Genomic DNA, 17,234 nt, shown 5'->3' with positions numbered 1-17,234 from the left:
AACCGAACATCCAGTAACTTCAAACGTTCTCGCACGAAAGGCTCTGGATTCCCGCGTTCGCGGGAATGACGAGCCAAACCAGAAGCGCGGACGCTCGACATCTCTAAGCGCACACCGCGAACGGACTCTTATTGGAACTGGTGGTTGTACTCCAGCCAGAACTGACGCCCGTAGGGATCGTAATTGCCGACCGGATAGAACGGCCAGCCGCCGTTGTTGCGGTCCTGCGGCGGATTGGAATCGCGCAGGTTGTTGACGATCAGCGACAGCGTGGACTTGTCGCCGAAGTTGTACGACACGCTGCCGTTGTAACGGGTATACGGACCGTAGCGGCCGCTGCCGTCGCTCTTGGGCAGGCTGCCGTAACGCAGCGCGGTGAGGTTGGTGCTCCACGGGCCGATCGTCCAGGTCACGCCGGTGTTGATCTTGCTGCGCCAGTCGCCGGCTTCCAGCGGGTCCAGGGTGTTGCGCAGGTCGATCTTCGGATCGTCGGCGAATTGCTGGTAGTCGTGCTTGATCACCAAGGTGTAGGCCACGCGCGCGGCGAAGTCGCCGAAGCGGCCCGCGCTCCAGCGCAGGTTGCTCTTCAGGTCGATGCCGTCGGTACGCTCGGAGGCGGCGTTGATGGCGTTGACCAGCACGCGGCGCACCTGATCGGGCTGCACCGGCGCGTCGGACGGGTTGCGGATCACCCGGCTCAACACTTCGCGGCAATTGGGCGAGTTGATGTCGCGCGGCTCGCCGCTGAGGGTCCGGCCGAGGCGGCAGTCGCCCTCTTCGCGCAGGATGCGGCTGCTGTCGAGGTTGGTGAGTTCGTCCTCCAGGCGGATGCTGTAGTAATCCAGCGACAGATCGAAATGCTCCGACGGCGACCACACCACGCCCAGGCCATAGGACTTGCCGTTCTCCGGTTTCAGTTCCGGGTTGCCGCTGCTGGTATAGTCGATCGCAAGGCCGGTGAAGTCGCAATTGTCGTAGGGCTGACCGGCCGTTCGGCAGCGCCAGTAATCGGTCATGCCCGGGTTATAGCCGCGGGTTTGCGCGGCGAAGATGTAGTTCATGTCCGGCGCGCGGAAGCTGGTGGCGGCGGTGGCGCGAATCAGCAGCGTATCGGTCGGGCGGAATTCCAGTCCCGCGTTCCAGGTCGCCTTGCCCGACTTGCGTCCGGCGAAGCGGAATTCGTCGTAACGCGCCGCCGCCGATGCGGTCAGCGTGCTGAAGATCGGCACGTTGATCTCCGCGCCGATGGCGTAGCGGTCGCGATCGCCGCTGGCCCGCGAGCCGGCGCTGGTGTTCCAGAACGTGCCGTCGCCCAAACGCGGATCGGGCCTGTTGCTGTAGCCCTGCGTACCGGCTTCGAGCACGCCGGCGAAGCCGACCGTGCCGGCCGGCAGATCGAACAGGTTGCCGTTGACGCTGAAGCTCAGGTTCTGGATCCAGGCGGCGTTGACGCCTTCGTAGAAACCGGTCAGGCGCTGATAGTCGGCCGGGCTCAGCGGCTGGTACAGACGCGCCGGATCGGGGTTGTAGATGCCGATGCCGGTCGCGGTGGTGCCCAGGCGCGGGCCGAGGTAGAACTCGTTGATGCCGGCCAGGAACTGCCGGCGCTTGGTGCGGTTTTCGTTGCGGCCGTGGTTGTAGGCCAGCTCGTAGTTCCAGTCGCTGTCGCCGAGCGCGCCGCGCGCGCCGAGCGAGAACGCCCACGAGCGCTCCAGGAATCGGTTGTTGTTGGCGTGCGCCGAACCGATTTCTTCCGGCGCGATGCGGCGATACCAGATCTCGTTGAGGCCGCTGGCCTGATTGAGGAAGTAGTTGTTGTCCGAAGTCCAACTGGGCGCGCGGGTGTTGTTCTCGATGCTGGTCGTGCCCAGTTGCACGTCGGCGAACAGCTCGGTGCGATCGCTCAGATGCCAGGTCAGCAGGCCGTAGGCGTCGGCGCTCTTCTTCTGCGTCTGCAGCGTCCAGAACGCCGGCGAGGCTTCGTTGCTGCCGCAGTACCAGCCCTGGCGCGGGTTGTTCGCACGGAAGACCGAGCCATGATAAAGGCCGGACAACCCGCCGCAGGCCGCGCCCGGATCGATATAGCCATTGGTGCGCGCATTGCGGCGAAAACCCACCTGGGTCGCCAGCAGCGCGTCGCCGCTCGGGTTGTCCAGCAGCGAATCCATGAAGTCGCGCTGGTCGCCCCAGATCGCCTGACGGTGCGAGAGCTCGACGCCGTACACCGCGTCGAAACGATCGTTGGAATAACCGCTGACCACCTGCAGTCGCTGATTCTGCCCGCCGCCATGCTCGGTGCCGCCCACGCGCAGATTGAGCTGGGTGCCGTCGAATTTCTTCTTGAGAATGAAATTGACCACGCCGGCGACCGCGTCGGAGCCGTACACCGCCGAGGCGCCGCCGCCGAGCACTTCGATGCGTTCGATCAGGGCGCTGGGAATATTCGCCAGATTGACGACGTTGACCGAGCCTTCGTAGGCCAGCGGGTAATCGGCCTGACGCCGGCCGTTGATCAGCACCAGGGTGTGATTGGGCCCCAGGCCGCGCAAGTTGATGACATTGGCCGCCGGAGTGAAGGTATTGCCGTAGTCCTCGCCCTGCACCACGCCGGTGTTCTGGCTCAACGCGGCGAGCGCGTCGAACGCGCTGCGAAAGCCTTGCTTGTCGATCTCTTCCCCGCTGATCACGGTGACCGGCGATGGCCCTTCCAGGCTGGCGCGCGGAATGCGCGAACCGGTGACCACGACCTGATCGAGCAAGGTCGCGGGTTTGTCGCCCGGCGCGGGTTCGGCGTCGGCGGCCAGGGCCTGCGCGGACGCGGCCAGCGCCGACAGGCTCAGCGCGAGAACGACGGACAACGGACGGCGTCGCAGCCGTATGACAGCTTGCATGGAAGATCCTTGACAGTGGGGGCGCCGTGCGCGCTGCGCGCATTCCCCGGCAGGCGCGGCACGGCTTTCATGCCATCTTTGTTGTTGCGGCGCACAACCAGAAATGAAGGCGGCGCATCTGCTTATGGCGACCGGGAATTTGCGCCGCGTCGCAAGAGTCTACGGCCTGCGCCCCAGCAGGCTTGTGCGCGTCTGCACGCATTGGCGGCAGTGGCGCAGGCCCAGCGGCGACGCGCTAACGGACAAAATCGGTAAAGCCGCACGCAAGCGATGACACCGTGCGCGCGTTATGCGCGTGACCGTTTCCACGCATGGCCCGATACCTGTGACGCGCATTGTGCAGACGGCGCGAAGACGCACGCGCGAACAGTGACGCGGTTCATCCGCGGCCGCGAGAATCTGTGACGCAACCTGGGCTTTAGCGCTTGTCCGGCCGCATAAGCTCGCGCTCCTCCTGCCCGCCTACCCGCCAGCTCACCAAGGAGTGCGCCATGACCCGCTCCCTCTCCGCTTCCGAACAGGCCGCCTTGCGCCAGCATCTGCTGCAGCGCTACGGCGCGCTCGGTCGCGGCACGCCGTCCAAGGCCGCGCGCGCCAAGCTCGACGGCGCCAGCGGCGCCGCCCCGCTCGCCTCCCCCGACCTGCATGCCGCGCCGGTGACGGTCTTGCCGAAAGACCTGCCGCGCCCGCCGTTCTGGATCCGCGTGCTCGGCAATCTGAGCTACGGCGCCACCACGCAGTCGATCGCGGAATTCAACGCGCTCGGCACCACCGACGCGCAGCGCCTGGCCAATTACGTCGATTGGCAGCTCGACTGGGCCAACATCGACGACAGCGCGGTGGAAACCCGCCTGACCAACGCCGGCTACACCACTCTGGGTAAATCGTTGACCCAGTTGTGGGCCGATCACGTCAAGCCCGATCCCGCGTATGAAATCCGCATGCGCCCGGCCGTGGAAGCGCAGCGCGCGGCGCTGGTGCGCGCGGTCCACTCCAAGCGCCAGTTGCGCGAGGTGATGGTCAATTTCTGGCACGACCACTTCAACGTCATGGCCAGCGACTACGACGCCGGCCCGGTGTTCGTGCATTACCAGCGCGACGTGCTGCGTCCGCAGGCGTTCGGCAATTTCCGCGCGATGCTCGAACAGGTCGCCAAGAGCACCTCGATGCTCTACTTCCTCGACAACGCCGACAACACCCGCGCCGGCCCGAACGAAAACTTCGCCCGCGAACTGCTGGAACTGCACACCCTGGGCGCCGAGCATTACCTGGGTTTCATGGACCCGTTCCAGGTCCCGCCCGATGCCGAGGATCCGAATTATCCCGCCGGCTACACCGACATCGACGTGTACGAAACCGCCTCGGCCTTCACCGGCTGGTCGGTGAAGAACGGCCATTGGCAATACCCGACCGAGAACGACGGCAGCTTCGTCTATCGCCAGGCCTGGCACGACGCGGGTCCGAAGTTCTTGCTCGGCCGCATGCTGTATCCGGAACAGCCGGCGCTCAAGGACGGTCGCGACGTACTCGACCGCTTGGCCAGCCATCCGGGCGTGGCGCGCTTCATCTGCAAAAAGATCATCCGCCGCTTCGTCAGCGATACGCCCGATCCGACGTTGGTGACCAGCGCCGCGCAGATTTTCCGCCAGAACTGGCAGGCGCCGGACCAGATCGCCAAGGTCCTGCGTCACGTCCTCAACTCCAGTGTTTTCATGCAGACCTGGGGCGCGAAAGCGCGGCGTCCGTTCGAAGCGGTGGCCGCGGCGATGCGAACGGTCGGCAGCGACTGGACCATCGCCGTCGGCAATCAGAAGAGCGACGAATTCAACTGGCTGATGGGCTTCACCGGCCACCAGCCCTACGACTGGCCGGCGCCGAACGGTTATCCGGACGTGCGCGAGGCCTGGTCGGGTTCCAGCAGTTACGCGATGACCTGGCGCATCCTCAACTGGATCACCGAAACCAGCGAGAGCGGCGTGCCGCTGATGCCGATCCTGGCGACGACGCGAACCAAAGTGCCGTCGTGGACGGCGACCAAGCTGGTCGATTTCTGGTGTTACCGCATCCTGGGTTATCTGCCGACCGCGGCGCGGCGGCAGACGCTGATCGCGTTCATGGCCCAGAACGGCGATCCGGCCACCTATGTCATCACCGACACCAACACCTGGGCCGGCAGCGATCTCAAACGGCATTACAACCAGGAGCGACTGCGCAGCATGGTGTCGCTGATCCTGATGTCGCCCGAATTCCTCAGCCGCTAAGCCAGGACGCCGACATGACCACACGACGCGATTTCCTCAAAGGCACCTGCGCCACCGCCGCCATCGGCGCGGTGGGCGGCCCGTCCCTGTTGTTCTCCAACTCCGCCTACGCCGCGGCCAACGGCCACGACACCGTCGTGCATCTGTTCCTGCGCGGCGGCCTGGACGGCTTGAACCTGGTGGTGCCGATCGACGGCGCCGACCGCGGTTTCTACGAACAGGCCCGGCCGAATCTGGCCATCGCCGCGACCGGCACCTACGGCGCCCTGCCGCTGACCCTTGCCAGCGGCGCCGGCACCGGTTTCGGCCTGCATCCGGCGGCAAGCGGACTGCGCGATCTGTGGAACGCCGGCCACCTGGGCATCGTGCATGCCTGCGGCCTGCTGACCAGCGTGACCCGCAGCCACTTCGACGCTCAGCTCTACATCGACCTGGGCACGCCGGGCCAGCAAGGCATCGGCAGCGGCTGGCTGGCGCGGGCGATGAACGCGCAACCCAATCTCAGCGGCACGGAAAAAATTCCCGCGCTCGGCGTGGCTTCGCGTCAGCCGGCCGGATTGCTGGGATCGGTGCAGGCGCTGACCATGGGCAGCCCGTCCGACTTCGCTCTCAACGCCGGCGCGTGGTCGTGGCAGAAGATTCGTCCGGATTCGCCGGCCGGGTTCAAGGGCCTCAATGAAACCCTGGCGAGTTTGTGGGGCGGCAGCACGCCGCTGGAACTGGGCGGCCAGCGCGCCGACAGCGCTCTGAAAGTGGTCGCGCAACAAACCTACGCCGCGTTGCCGGCCGGTTGGCCGACCAGCGGTTTCGCCCAGCAGTTGTGGACGATCGCGCAATCGATCCAGTTCAACCTCGGCCTGCACTACGCCACGCTCGACCTGGGCGGATGGGACACGCATGACAGCCAGGGCACCGCGGGCAGCGGCTATCACTACTATCAGAACAAGATCGCCGAACTCTCGCAGGCCTTGTCCGCGTTCTACGCCGCACTGGACGCCAGCGGCCATGCCTCGCGCGTGACCGTGGTCGTGCAGTCCGAATTCGGCCGGCGCGTGCGCGCCAACGCCAACGGCGGCACCGACCACGGCTACGGCAATCCGGTGCTGGTGCTGGGCGGCCCGGTCAACGGCCGCCGCTTCTACGGCTCGTGGTCGGGCCTGGATCCGGAAATCCTCTCGCCGCATTTCGGCGACGTGCCGGTGACCACCGATCACCGCCGGGTGCTGTCGGAGATTCTGTTCAAGCGCATGGGCCACACCAACCTCACACCGGTGTTCCCCGGCTACGGCGGCTACGCGCCGATGGGCCTGGTGCGCGACTTCGGCACCTTGGCGAAACCGGCGCCGGCGCTGCAGCAGCGCCTGCGCGCGGCGGGCGCGCCGTCGCGACCTTCGCCGAGCGATGAGCCTGATCTGATCGAACGCCTGGTGCAGTATGCGAAGGAATTGATCGACTGAGCGCGACGACGCGGCCGATCGCGGAGTTCCGCACGCATACCGCGGGCAACTGCGCCGATCGGCGCTCGGATCGGAACCGCTCGACGCGGATCCGGCAGAGCGCGCCAGTCGATGCGAAGAAAAACCCAACGCCCTCTCCCGTTGGCGGGAGAGGGCCAGGTGAGGGCGCGCCATGAGCGCAACCGCTCTCGCGTTGTACTTATTGCCCGCGCCTTTTCTCGCCAGCAGGAAAAGGAAGCGGCGCGGTTCTGTCAGGCGCGCAGGCGTCCCGCTCCCCGGGCATGGGTCTCGCCCGAGCGGGAGCTGACATTGTCGCCAGTCAGAACGATGCTCGCGTTATTGCCCGATCTGCCGGTGATCGACCATCAGCGTACCCGTGGTCCGGGTGCTTCGAAGCACGATCCCAGTCATTCCTCCGGACGTTACATAGTCTTCAGGTTGAGCGTCGTACCGCCAGTTCGACGACATCTGATTGCTGCCGATGAAGTAGCCGACCCCGCTTTCACTGTTACTCACCACCAAGGCCTTCGTCGCCGGAAGAGTTTGGCCCGGCTCGGACTTGCGAACGATCTGACTGATCCATATTTGCGACGGAACAGCGGCTGATCCCGGGGCGGGCGAGCCAATCACGGAAACATTCGTCGTCTCACTGATCGCTCCGCGCGATGGCGCGCAGAGATCTTGCGTCTCAAGTTCGTTGGGATAATCCCATCCTTGCCAGAGCCTTTGCTGCACCACGTTGTAGCAGTCCAGTGCGTTGTTGGCGATCACCATATGGGTTTCGGCCAACGGCGCGGACGGACCCAGCGCGGGCCGTTCCAGAAGCTGGGTGTAGAGCCCCTCGTAATTCACCGAGCGCTCGGTCTGCGCGCGGTTCACGATGGGATCGTCGTGGGCGCAGGCCGCGGACAACGGGGCCAGCGCGAGCATCGAGAGCATGGCCATGGGGAGGAAGTGTTTTGCGATCATGAAAAAATCCTTTTGCGGTTGTCTTGGTTGGGCACCGGCATCAATGCCGACGTGCCGTCTTCGCCAGTCGGCGAAGACAAACCATTGGACCGAGAACGCAGATGGGCGAACACCGCCTTGCTCGCGAGGCCAGGCGAATTCCCGCGATCGAAAACACGCTTCGCGGATTTTCAGACTCGTCTTACTGGCGACGGCCGGCGGCTTGGCCGATGGGAAGCGCGGCGCAGTCCGTTCGGCCGCTTCCTCAAACATCGTCGGATCGATTCGCTGGCTTCGCCGTTGAAGCCGGCTGGGCGCGGCGGCTGGCGAATCGTGGATTTGCGTGCGATTGAATGCTCGCGTGCGCCGCGTGTCCGAACGCGATGAGGTCTCGGGCGCAGTTCGCGCGAAAGCGCTCGCGCCTGCGGCGCTCGTTCCCTCACCCCGGCCCTCTCCCGCTAGCGGGAGAGGGAGAGAGGGTGGAGAGATTTCCGCTTGCTGTCTGCCGCTTGCCTCCCGCTCGCGCGAAGCGATGCGGCCGCAGTTATCGACGCCGCGCCGCGCGAAAGCGCGGTAGCTGCGCGCGCCCGGCCGCGCGGCGTCGATCGCCTGCCGGGCTCAGTGACTTCCGCACACCGGCGATTTAACCCCGGCCGTGGGATTTGGCAGGCCCAGGAAATCGAGGATATGCGGCGTCGCTCCGTCGATCTGCCGCATCGGCGCGCCGCTCAGATCGCCCGAGCAATACGGCGTCCGGGCCGGGTTCCCATGGCGATTGTTCAACACCAGCACGGCGTCGCGCTCCTCCGCGCTCTGTCCGCCGTGCCCGGTGTTCAGGCCGCCGTGATCGGAGGCGACCACGATCAGCCATTCCTCGTTGAGATAGTTCGGCCGCCGCGTCAGCGCGTCGAGCACCTGCTTGATCTGCGCGTCCTCGGCGAGCAGCTTCTGCTGATAGGTCGCACTGGCCGGATCGTAACAACAGGTGTGGATGTCCACGTTGTGCAGGTAGTAGAAGATCGCGGTCGGCGCGTGAGTCTGGTCCAGCCACTGGATCACCGCGTCGGTCGCCTGCTGCGAGTTCTTTGCCGCGTTGACGAATACCTGGTCCACGCTCGCCGGCCGCAGGTTGGCGGTGAGATTGGCCCAGTCGGCGACCACCGCGGTGGTCGCGGTCGGGTACGTCTGCTTGATCAGGTCGAATACGTGCGGCTTCTTCAGCGGCAGCTCGATGTTGTTCGAGGTCACTCCATGCTGGTCCGCCCAGAAACCGGTGAATACGCTGCCCCAACCCGGACCGCTCAGGGTCGACTGCGTGCCGCCGGCGGACACGTTGGTGTGGTAAGCGCCGCCGGCCATCAGCGCGGACAGCGTCGGCGGCTTGGCGCAGCCGTTGCACAACACGGCGTCGCCGCGCAGGCCGTCGATGCCGATCAACAGCACGTGCCGGTCGCCGGGGATCGGATTGGGCGTGCCGGCAGCGACGCGGCGGCCGTAGTAGTCGTAAGGATTGCCCGGATAGTCGGTTTTCAATCCGCCGACATCACTCGCGCGTTTGTCGCTCAGGTCGCAGCTCGATGCGGTCTTGTTGTAGTCGAACGAGCGGCACCACGAAGCGCGCGACGACAAGGCGCAGGCCTCGGCGCAGGCCTGCGGCGTCACCGCGGTGAGCTGCTCGCGGTTGTAACCGGAGATCGCCGCGTTCGCGGTCGTTTCGAACGAGGCCAACGCGTCGATCTTCAAGCTGTAATGATCGTAAGGATTGTTGGGATAGTCGGTCTTCAGCGCTACCTGCGAGGCGCGCTTGTCGCTCAGGTCGCATTGACTCAGGGTTTTGTCGTAATCGAACGACACGCACCACGAGGCGTGCGCCGTATCAAGGCAAGTTACCGCGCATTGCTCGGCGCTGACGTTGCTCAGGCGTTGCACGTTGTAGCCGGGAATGGCCGCATTGGCGGTGACGGTGAAACGGTCCAGCGATTGCGCGCACGCCGCGCCGGAAACGACTAACGCGAGCAATGCGAACACGGATGACTGCATCTTCATGAGAAGCCTCGTGACTTGAAGGACGAAGTACGGCGACCAGACATCGATCGGATCGATCTCGCCCAACACATCAAGATCGATTCGGCCGCAAGAGTACTTCAAGCACGATCGATGACAACCGACCATTGATCAGATTAGACCTGCTCTAAGAATGCATTGAACGCGTCGAATCAACGCGCTTTTCCGATGAAATCGCGATGGCCTCGACGGAAACCAAACGCGGCATCGACACGGCCGCATGCTCGGCGGCGACATCGCCTGTTCCTGGCGCGACGATTTTTCCGGCCGCTAACGCCGCCGAATCAGCTCGATCAAGGTTTTCACCTGCGGCGAGCTCAGGTGCTTGTTGAGCACCACAAGGCTGCTGTCCGCGCGCAGATCGGCACCGATGATTTTCTTGGTGACGATGCGCTCGTGCGGCGTGTGCTCGTCCTCGGCCACCACCGACACGCCCAACCCTTGCGCGACCGCTTCGCGCACCGATTCGCGGCTGCCCAGTTCGTAGGCGATGCGCGACTTGATTCCGGCGTTATCCAAAGCCGCCAGAAACATCTTTCGCGTCAGCGAACCGGGTTCGCGGATCACCAATTCCTCGCCGGCGAAATCCTCGATCGACAAGGTCGGCTTGTGTGCCAACCGATGCTCCGCAGGCACGATCGCCATCAATTCGTAGCTATAGAAGTGGAACGCCTGCTGGCCCGGCCGCCCCTCGGATTGCACGAAAAATCCCACATCCACCGCTTCGCGGTCGATCAGGCTCTGCGCCTTGTCGGAAGCGACGAAGCTGACGTTGACGCGGATATTCGGACACAGGATGCGGAACTCGCGGATCAGTTTCGAAGTGCGCACCGGATTCACCGCGACCACGTTGAGCTCGCCGGTCTGCGCGGTGCTGTGCGAGAGCAGGATGAACTCGGCCTCGCGCACCTGATCGAGCACCGCGCGCAACGGCGCCAGCACGGCGATGCCGATATCGGTCAGGCGGTTGTTCTCGCGCTGGCGCTGGAACAGCTTGGTGCCGTAGGCCTCTTCGATGCCGGCGATCTGGCTGACGATGGTCGGCTGCGACACGCCCAGCGAATCGGCCGCGGCCTTGAAGCTGCGATGCTGGGCCAGCGCGCAGAACGCGCGGATCTGGGGCAGAGACAGCTGCGATTTCATCTTCGGCGTCTCCCGGAGTGGGCGGTGTTCGACATCGATGCGGCGCGCCGGCGCGGGCGGCCGGCATCGCGATTGTAGCGAGCCGGGTCCCGCTCAGGCCGTCGCGCCGGCGCCGAACTTGTCCGCGAACACGCCCGCCACCCAATCCACGAACACCCGCACCCGCGGAGACAACTGCCGGTGCTGCGGATACAGCACCGACACCGGCACGCCCGGGCTGGCGTAATCGCGCAAGACCTCGACCAGCCGGCCTTCGCGGATGTGCTGCTCCACGCCGTGCAGCGGCAACTGGATCAAGCCGCAGCCGCGCAAGGCCGCGGCGACATAGCAGGCGGCGTCGTTGACCGATATCCACGAGTTGAGCTGGTATTCGCGCAGTCGCCCCTCGACCGTGAGCTCGAAGGGATAACGCAAGTCGCGATTGCTGGCGAAGAAGCCGACCGCTTGGTGCGCCGACAACTCGTCGGGATGGCGCGGCGTGCCGAAGTACTGCAGATACTCGGGGCTGGCGCAGACCACTTCCGGCATTACCGCCAACCGCTTGGCCACCAGCGACGAATCGCGCGGCACGCCCGAGCGCACCACGCAGTCGATGCCTTCGCGCACCAGATCGACCAGGCGGTCGCCGCTGCTGATTTCCAGGTCGATCTGCGGATAGCGGCCGCGGAATTCGTTGATGCGCGGCAGGATGATGCCGGTGGCGTGGGTGCCGTGCAGGTCCAGGCGCAAGGTGCCGCGCGGATTGCTGGCGACCGCGCTCAAGGCCGATTCGGCGTCGTCGAGTTCGGCCAGCACGTGCACGCAGCGGTCGTAATAGGCCTGCCCGTCCAGGGTCGGTCGCACTTGCCGGGTGGTGCGGTCGAGCAGGCGCACGCCCAGGCGCGCTTCCAGTTCCTTGATGGCATGGGTGGCGGTGGCCTTGGGCACGTCCAGCACGGCGGCGGCGCGGGTGAAGCTGCCCAGCTCGACGATGCGGGTGAACAGGCGCAGGGCCTCGAAACGGTCCATGGCGGGCTCCGGGGGCTCGATTGTTGGCGATTATTGAATTGTATTGCCAATCCAGGCTGGTTTATCCAGCCCTGACCAACGAGCAGACTGGCCCCACAGCGAAACCGAAGGCCATCCGCCTCCCTCGCCTGCCCTCAACCATCCACCCGCTTAAGGAGTCCGCCATGACCGCTCAGACCTCCCCCGCTTCCAAGGCCGCCCTCGTCACCGGCGCCTCGCGCGGCATCGGCCGCGCCATCGCCCTGCGCCTGGTCGCCGACGGCTACGCCGTGATCGTCAACTACGCCGGCAACACCGCCGCGGCCGATGCGCTGGTCGCGGAAATCCACGCTGCCGGCGGCCGCGCCGCGGCGATCCAGGGCGATGTCGCCGACGCCGACGCCATGCAGCGCGTCTTCGCCTTCGCGAAAGAAACCCTCGGCCGCCTCGACGTGGTCGTCAACAGCGCCGGCGTGATGCCGTACGTGCCGATCCAGGGCGGCGATCTGGCCGAGTTCGATCGGGTGATCTCCACCAACCTGCGCGGCAGTTTCATCGTCCTGGGCCAGGCCGCGCAGCATCTGGGCGAAGGCGGCCGGATCATCGCGGTATCGACCAGCGTGATCGGCAAGGCCTTCCCGAACTACGGCCCGTACATCGCCTCCAAGGCCGGCGTCGAAGGGCTGGTGCACGTGCTCGCCAACGAACTGCGCGGCCGCGGCATCACCGTCAACGCGGTCGCTCCGGGTCCGGTCGCGACCGAGTTGTTCCTCAACGGCAAGACCCAGGAGCAGATCGCGCACTTCAGCTCGCTGGCGCCGCTGGAGCGTTTGGGCATGCCGGATGAAATCGCTTCGGCCGTGTCTTTTCTCGCCGGTCCCGACGGCAGTTGGGTGAACTCCCAGGTGTTGCGCGTGAATGGCGGCTACGTGTTCTAAAGCTCGCCGCTGTTTGTGGGAGGGCCTTCAGGCGCGGTGCTTTGTTTTCCGATCGCGGCGAACTGAACCGAAGGCGTCGGGCCTGAGGGCCCTCCCACAGTTGTATCGCTGCTATCGAAGTGTCCCCTTCCCTTCCATTCCCGGGCGCCGTCGCGGCGCTCGCCAGCGGAGCTTTGCCATGAACCAGCAGATCATCCTCATCACCGGCGCCTCCAGCGGTTTCGGCGCCCTCGCCGCGCGTGCCCTCGCCCACGCCGGCCACACCGTCTACGCCAGCATGCGCGAAACCGCCGGCCGCAACGCGGCGCAGGTCGCCGCGGCCGCCGACTACGCGACTCAGCACGGCGTGGACTTGCGCACGCTCGAACTCGATGTCGCCTCGCAATCCTCGGCCGATGCCGCCATCGCGAGAATCGTCGAACAGCACGGCCGTCTCGACGTACTCGTGCACAACGCCGGCCACATGGCCTTCGGCCCCGCCGAAGCGTTCACGCCCGAACAGTTCGCGCAACTCTTCGACAGCAATGTGCTCGGCGCGCAGCGCGTCAACCGCGCCGCGCTGCCGCAGTTGCGCAAGCAGCGCCACGGGCTGCTGCTGTGGGTATCGAGCAGCAGCGTGCGCGGCGGCACGCCGCCGTATCTGGCGCCGTACTTCGCCGCCAAGGCGGCGATGGATTCGCTCGCGATCAGCTACGCCGCCGAGCTCGCGCGCTGGGGCATCGAAACCTCGATCCTGGTCCCGGGCGCGTTCACGTCCGGCACCAACCACTTCGCTCATGCCGGCGCCCCGGCCGATCAGGCGCGCCTGGCCGAGTACGACGCCGCGCCGACCGCCGGCTTCGGTGAGGAAATCCTGCGCAAGCTCGCCGGCACCGTGCCCGAGGACGCGGATGTCGCCAGCGTGGCCGAAGCGATCGTGGAGATCGTCGCCCGCCCTTACGGCCGGCGCCCGTTCCGCGTACACGTCGATCCGGCCAGCGACGGCGCCGAAGTCGTCAACGCCGTCGGCGACCGCATCCGCGCCGAGTTCCTGCGCCGGGTCGGCCTGGGCGACCTGCTCGCTCCGCGCATCGACGCCGGCCACTGAGGAGACCGCTCATGACTCGCGAATGGATACCCGCGCATCTGAAAGTCACCGTCGGCGAATCGGCGGTCGCCTCCGCCGCCGCCAGCCTCAGCGCACTGCTGCTTGAAGTCCCGGTGTGGGCGATGTTCGTCGGCTGGATCGCGTTCTTCAGTCGCGGCGGGCATCTGCGCCAGGGACTGATCAGTCTGGTGTGCGTGCTGGCCGGACTGGTGTTCGGCATGGCGGCGGCGAGCGCCTTGGCCGCGCTCGGCCCGCACCTGGGCGCGGCCACCGTCGGCGTGGTGGTGTTCGCGGTGGCGATGCTGGTGGTGTCGTTGCGGCGGCTGCCGGTGTTCAACAACCTGCTCGGTTTCTTCCTGGGGCTGGTGGCCTGGTTCGCCGCGCATCAACCGGCGTCGTTGGCGAATTTCGCCGAACTGGCGATCGCGGCCACGGTCGGCACGCTCGCCGGCTGGTTGGCCAGCCGCGTGCATCATCGCTGGACGCCGGTGGCCGCGACTCCGGCCTGAGCCTGTGCGAACGCGCCGCGTGACGGCGCGTTCGCTTTTCTTCGCTGCGTGCGCATCGCAAGGTCGTGGATATGAAATCGCATCGCTACCGCGTCACCGTGCAGGCGCTGGATTCGTCAGCGGATCGGGCATCGGTGAAATTCAAAGTCGATCATCACGATGAACTGTTCGCCATCGTGGACAAGGTTCGCCGGGGCAGCGGGTATGCCGACGATGATGCGGCCGCGCTCGCAGTCGGACTGAAGCTGCTCAACGGGGTGATGCTGAATCATCGCAACGATCCGCTGTTCGCGGATGTGCAGCCTGCGCTGCGGGCGTTTATTGGGAATTTGAAGGCGCGTACGGCGGCGATGGATTCGGACCAGGGATGCGACAACATTGCCTGAATGAAGACAGCGCCTTGGAGCCCCTCTCCCGCTTGCTACCCAAGGTGACTTCCTTCGGGGCGCGGGAGAGGGAGATCTGGAGCTTTAGGAGCCCACGTTCCAAACGTCGCAACGTGATGTTCTACGTCGCCACGGATCGAACGCAGGGTTTCAGGCGATAACGCCGGCTCAGTTGGTCACCACCACATTAGGAAACGCCGCGACCACGCAGCGCTCATAGTCGCCGCCCTTGAGCGCCGAGTACGCCGTCTGGTAGCCGACCAGCTTGCAGGTGTAGTCGGCATCGCCGCGTTCCCAGTAGATCGCCAGCGCTCCGGCGCCGCTGGAATCGAACGGCCTCATCCCCTTGCAGCCCAGCACTTCGTTGCCCGGCACCGGCACCTGGAAGTAAGCGGCCGCGTCGCGGTAGTAGTCGATGCGGTTCTGCGACTGCGCAGACTCGCTGCCGCCGCCGCATTCGACGCCGCCGTTGATGATCTGCGTGGTCACGCCGAAACCAGGAAGCAAGCCGCTGGTCTGGTCGTTCGCGTTCGGCGCCCAGGTGCCGTCGATCACGTGCAGCATCGAGGGCTTGGGCGGCTGCGGATACGAGAAGAAGAACGTCGCGCTGGCGAGGTTGAGCCAGGTGTCGGCGACCAGTTCGGGGCGGTCCAGCAGCGTGCGCACATCGCCGTACATCGCATCCGAGAACGGGCCATAGTTGTAGTTGTACGACAACTGCTTGGCGCCGCGGCCGAAGTAGCTCTTGAAGGTACCGTCGGCGAATTTTCCGCAGGGCCAGGTCTTGCCCTGCCAGCCGGCGGGATTGCACTCGGCGTTGTAGCCGTTGCGCATGTTCTCGTTCCAGCCCATCTCGCGCACGTGCACCAGCGCCTGACGCCATTGCGGGATCGCGTTGCCGGCGTCGTGGCCGCCGGTTTCCTGCGCGAAGTGTGCGGTCATCGTCGCCAGAGTCTTGCGGCAGATCGCATCGGACTGCGCCGGCGTGGCGTAGGTGCCGCATACCGCGGGAAACTTCGCTACCGCCTGAAGCAAGCCGCGGTAGGTGTACTGCGATGCGCGCATCGGGAACACGAAATCGAACTGGGTGCTGCTGAGGATCGACTCGAGCCGGCGCACGTTGTCCGGGTTGGCCGAGCGTCCCGGCTGCACGGCTTCGACCGCGGTATTGTCGAGGGTGCGGATCGATTCCTTGACCTTGCGCATCAACACCGAATCGGTCAGCTGCGTTTCCTTGGCGGTCAGAACGCTGCGCGCGATGCGGTACTCGGCGGCCGGCACGGTGCCATCACCACCACCGCCGGACGAACTGCCGTCCGGGCAACCGGCCACTGACCCGGCCGCCGCGCGTTCCCACGGCGTATCCCAGGCATTGACGGTATGCCCGACCTCGGCCGGCGACTTGCCTGCGTCGGCGAACCACTTGGCTTTGTACGGCGCGCCGGCGTAGATCACGATGCAGCCGCCGGCATAGCCGCGGGTGCTGTCGTAGGTATCGCCCGCGGCCGCTACCGGCGTCGAGGCGGGCGGCGTCGACGGCGGGTTCGTCACCGGCGCTGTCGGCGTGCTCGCGCCGCTGACCAGTTCCCACGGGCTGTCCCAGGGATTGGCGGCCTGAGCGACGGCCGCCGGCGATTGATCGGCGTTGACGAACCACTTGGCCCGATACTGCCGCCCCTGGTATTCGACCATGGTGTCCTTGGTGTAGGTGCTGCCGGCGACGTAGGGCGCGGCGGAAACGGAGAAGGAAGCGCTGATGCTGATCGCGGTGAGCGCGAGCGTCAGGGTGGACGCGGCCAGCCATCTGTGTCGGATCATGTCGGTGCTCGTGCGGGAAGGAGGTAACGCAGCTTCCGGCACTGCCTTGGCGAATTCCATCAGACAAATCCGAACTGATACGAACGAAGATCCGTCGCCGCACGCTTGATTGCGCGCAGCGATGCGCGCATCGCTGCCTGGACGTGTGTGATGTGTGCGCTCGGCAGGCTTGCGAACCTCCGCCGAGGCAGCGGCCGCGTGGACGATGAAGCAAGTGGGTTGGCGAGCACGCCGATCAAACATCGCGACCCGATGCTCTACGTCGCAACGGATCGGGCGCGAAATTTCAGTCGGCGACTCCGGCCCCGCCAAACACCGCGACGCGATGTTCTACGTCGCGACGGACAAGACACGAAGTTTCAGAGACGACGCCGGCTCAGTTAGTCACCACCACATTCACAAACGCCTTGACCACGCAGCGCTCATGGTCGCCAGGCTTGAACGCCGAATGCGGCGTCTGGCAGGTCACCGGCTTGCAGGCGTAGCTGAAGCCATCCGGATTGGCCGGGACCCCGCTGAAGTCCTGCTCCCAGTAGATCGCCAACGCGCCCGCGCCGCTGGCGTCGAACTGCTTCATGCCCTTGCAGCCCAGCACCTCGTTGCCCGGCACCGGCACCTGGAAATACGCGGCCGAGCCGCGTCAGTAGTTGATGCGGTTCTGCGATTGCGGATGCGGCGGCGCCGCGGCACGCGCGCGCGTCCTCATTCGCTTCTATGATGCGGCGGTCAAGATGAGCGACCGACA

The 17,234-nt window shown here is 65.8% G+C and carries 14 protein-coding genes; 6 read left to right on the top strand and 8 right to left on the bottom strand.

Translation table 11 applies throughout. From position 1 onward, the window contains the following. Nucleotides 1–128 precede the first annotated feature (128 nt). On the bottom strand, nt 129–2,891 hold the full coding sequence (locus tag LG3211_RS10185; protein WP_057942745.1) for a TonB-dependent receptor plug domain-containing protein: 2,763 nt from the start codon (nt 2,889–2,891) through the stop codon (nt 129–131). A gap of 491 nt (nt 2,892–3,382) precedes the next feature. Between LG3211_RS10185 and LG3211_RS10180 the strand changes: the two genes are divergently transcribed. Next, nucleotides 3,383–5,152: a DUF1800 domain-containing protein gene (locus LG3211_RS10180; protein WP_057942744.1), complete on the top strand. Its 1,770-nt coding sequence runs from the start codon at nt 3,383–3,385 to the stop codon at nt 5,150–5,152. 14 nt (nt 5,153–5,166) lie between these two features. Beyond that, nucleotides 5,167–6,609, top strand: coding sequence for a DUF1501 domain-containing protein (locus LG3211_RS10175; RefSeq protein ID WP_057942743.1), 1,443 nt, complete (start codon nt 5,167–5,169; stop codon nt 6,607–6,609). Between the two features lie 336 nt (nt 6,610–6,945). Here the strand turns inward: LG3211_RS10175 and LG3211_RS10170 are convergent, their stop codons facing one another. From LG3211_RS10170 to LG3211_RS10155, 4 genes are all read right to left on the bottom strand, one after another. Next, entirely contained in the window at nt 6,946–7,830 is an 885-nt protein-coding gene (locus tag LG3211_RS10170) for a hypothetical protein (RefSeq protein ID WP_148648838.1), read from the bottom strand. Nucleotides 7,831–8,175: 345 nt separating this feature from the next. After that, nucleotides 8,176–9,603 (bottom strand): PAN domain-containing protein, encoded by a 1,428-nt coding sequence (locus tag LG3211_RS10165; RefSeq protein WP_187313166.1) that lies wholly within the window; start codon nt 9,601–9,603, stop codon nt 8,176–8,178. A gap of 288 nt (nt 9,604–9,891) precedes the next feature. Then, nucleotides 9,892–10,764 (bottom strand): LysR substrate-binding domain-containing protein, encoded by an 873-nt coding sequence (locus tag LG3211_RS10160; RefSeq protein ID WP_057942740.1) that lies wholly within the window; start codon nt 10,762–10,764, stop codon nt 9,892–9,894. 93 nt (nt 10,765–10,857) lie between these two features. Next, nucleotides 10,858–11,772 carry a LysR family transcriptional regulator gene (locus LG3211_RS10155; RefSeq protein WP_057942739.1) on the bottom strand — a complete coding sequence of 305 codons (915 nt, stop codon included), beginning with the start codon at nt 11,770–11,772 and terminating at the stop codon, nt 10,858–10,860. A 164-nt stretch (nt 11,773–11,936) separates the two neighbouring features. On the opposite strand from LG3211_RS10155, the gene LG3211_RS10150 reads away from it, so the two are divergent. Further along, nucleotides 11,937–12,689, top strand: coding sequence for an SDR family oxidoreductase (locus tag LG3211_RS10150; RefSeq protein ID WP_057942738.1), 753 nt, complete (start codon nt 11,937–11,939; stop codon nt 12,687–12,689). On the opposite strand, the gene LG3211_RS27455 is transcribed toward LG3211_RS10150, so the two are convergent. Continuing rightward, a complete protein-coding gene (locus LG3211_RS27455) occupies nt 12,686–12,787 on the bottom strand; it encodes a DUF6053 domain-containing protein (protein ID WP_222837594.1) in 102 nt (33 codons plus the stop codon). The two genes, LG3211_RS10150 and LG3211_RS27455, sit on opposite strands and share 4 nt — an antisense overlap. 80 nt (nt 12,788–12,867) lie before the next feature. Between LG3211_RS27455 and LG3211_RS10145 the strand changes: the two genes are divergently transcribed. The 3 genes from LG3211_RS10145 to LG3211_RS10135 all read left to right on the top strand — a co-directional run bounded on the left by LG3211_RS10145 (nt 12,868) and on the right by LG3211_RS10135 (nt 14,671). Continuing rightward, the gene (locus LG3211_RS10145) at nt 12,868–13,776 is read left to right on the top strand and encodes an SDR family oxidoreductase (RefSeq protein ID WP_057942737.1); all 909 of its coding nucleotides are present in this window, start codon (nt 12,868–12,870) and stop codon (nt 13,774–13,776) included. An 11-nt stretch (nt 13,777–13,787) separates the two neighbouring features. Next, nucleotides 13,788–14,285 carry a DUF1097 domain-containing protein gene (locus LG3211_RS10140; protein WP_057942736.1) on the top strand — a complete coding sequence of 166 codons (498 nt, stop codon included), beginning with the start codon at nt 13,788–13,790 and terminating at the stop codon, nt 14,283–14,285. A gap of 71 nt (nt 14,286–14,356) precedes the next feature. Further along, nucleotides 14,357–14,671, top strand: a complete 315-nt coding sequence (locus LG3211_RS10135; RefSeq protein WP_057942735.1) for a DUF3861 domain-containing protein — start codon at nt 14,357–14,359, stop codon at nt 14,669–14,671. 168 nt (nt 14,672–14,839) lie between these two features. On the opposite strand, the gene LG3211_RS10130 is transcribed toward LG3211_RS10135, so the two are convergent. Then, nucleotides 14,840–16,489 carry a glycoside hydrolase family 19 protein gene (locus LG3211_RS10130; RefSeq protein ID WP_057942734.1) on the bottom strand — a complete coding sequence of 550 codons (1,650 nt, stop codon included), beginning with the start codon at nt 16,487–16,489 and terminating at the stop codon, nt 14,840–14,842. 376 nt (nt 16,490–16,865) lie between these two features. Then, the gene (locus LG3211_RS10125; RefSeq protein ID WP_057942733.1) at nt 16,866–17,105 is read right to left on the bottom strand and encodes a hypothetical protein; all 240 of its coding nucleotides are present in this window, start codon (nt 17,103–17,105) and stop codon (nt 16,866–16,868) included. Nucleotides 17,106–17,234 lie beyond the last annotated feature (129 nt).

The sequence above is a fragment of the Lysobacter gummosus genome (genome assembly GCF_001442805.1).
In the GTDB taxonomy this organism is placed as follows: Bacteria; Pseudomonadota; Gammaproteobacteria; order Xanthomonadales; family Xanthomonadaceae; genus Lysobacter; species Lysobacter gummosus.
The sequence above is the reverse complement of the archived record's forward strand: the minus strand, read 5'-3'. Positions and strand labels throughout refer to the sequence as shown.

Coding starts and splice junctions, on each gene's coding strand:
- LG3211_RS10130 (WP_057942734.1), bottom strand. CDS start 16,489: ATGATCCGACACAGATGGCTGGCCGCGTCCACCCTGACGCTCGCGCTC.
- LG3211_RS10180 (WP_057942744.1), top strand. CDS start 3,383: ATGACCCGCTCCCTCTCCGCTTCCGAACAGGCCGCCTTGCGCCAGCAT.
- LG3211_RS10160 (WP_057942740.1), bottom strand. CDS start 10,764: ATGAAATCGCAGCTGTCTCTGCCCCAGATCCGCGCGTTCTGCGCGCTG.
- LG3211_RS10145 (WP_057942737.1), top strand. CDS start 12,868: ATGAACCAGCAGATCATCCTCATCACCGGCGCCTCCAGCGGTTTCGGC.
- LG3211_RS10175 (WP_057942743.1), top strand. CDS start 5,167: ATGACCACACGACGCGATTTCCTCAAAGGCACCTGCGCCACCGCCGCC.
- LG3211_RS10135 (WP_057942735.1), top strand. CDS start 14,357: ATGAAATCGCATCGCTACCGCGTCACCGTGCAGGCGCTGGATTCGTCA.
- LG3211_RS10165 (WP_187313166.1), bottom strand. CDS start 9,603: ATGAAGATGCAGTCATCCGTGTTCGCATTGCTCGCGTTAGTCGTTTCC.
- LG3211_RS10155 (WP_057942739.1), bottom strand. CDS start 11,772: ATGGACCGTTTCGAGGCCCTGCGCCTGTTCACCCGCATCGTCGAGCTG.
- LG3211_RS10185 (WP_057942745.1), bottom strand. CDS start 2,891: ATGCAAGCTGTCATACGGCTGCGACGCCGTCCGTTGTCCGTCGTTCTC.
- LG3211_RS10170 (WP_148648838.1), bottom strand. CDS start 7,830: ATGTTTGAGGAAGCGGCCGAACGGACTGCGCCGCGCTTCCCATCGGCC.
- LG3211_RS10150 (WP_057942738.1), top strand. CDS start 11,937: ATGACCGCTCAGACCTCCCCCGCTTCCAAGGCCGCCCTCGTCACCGGC.
- LG3211_RS10140 (WP_057942736.1), top strand. CDS start 13,788: ATGACTCGCGAATGGATACCCGCGCATCTGAAAGTCACCGTCGGCGAA.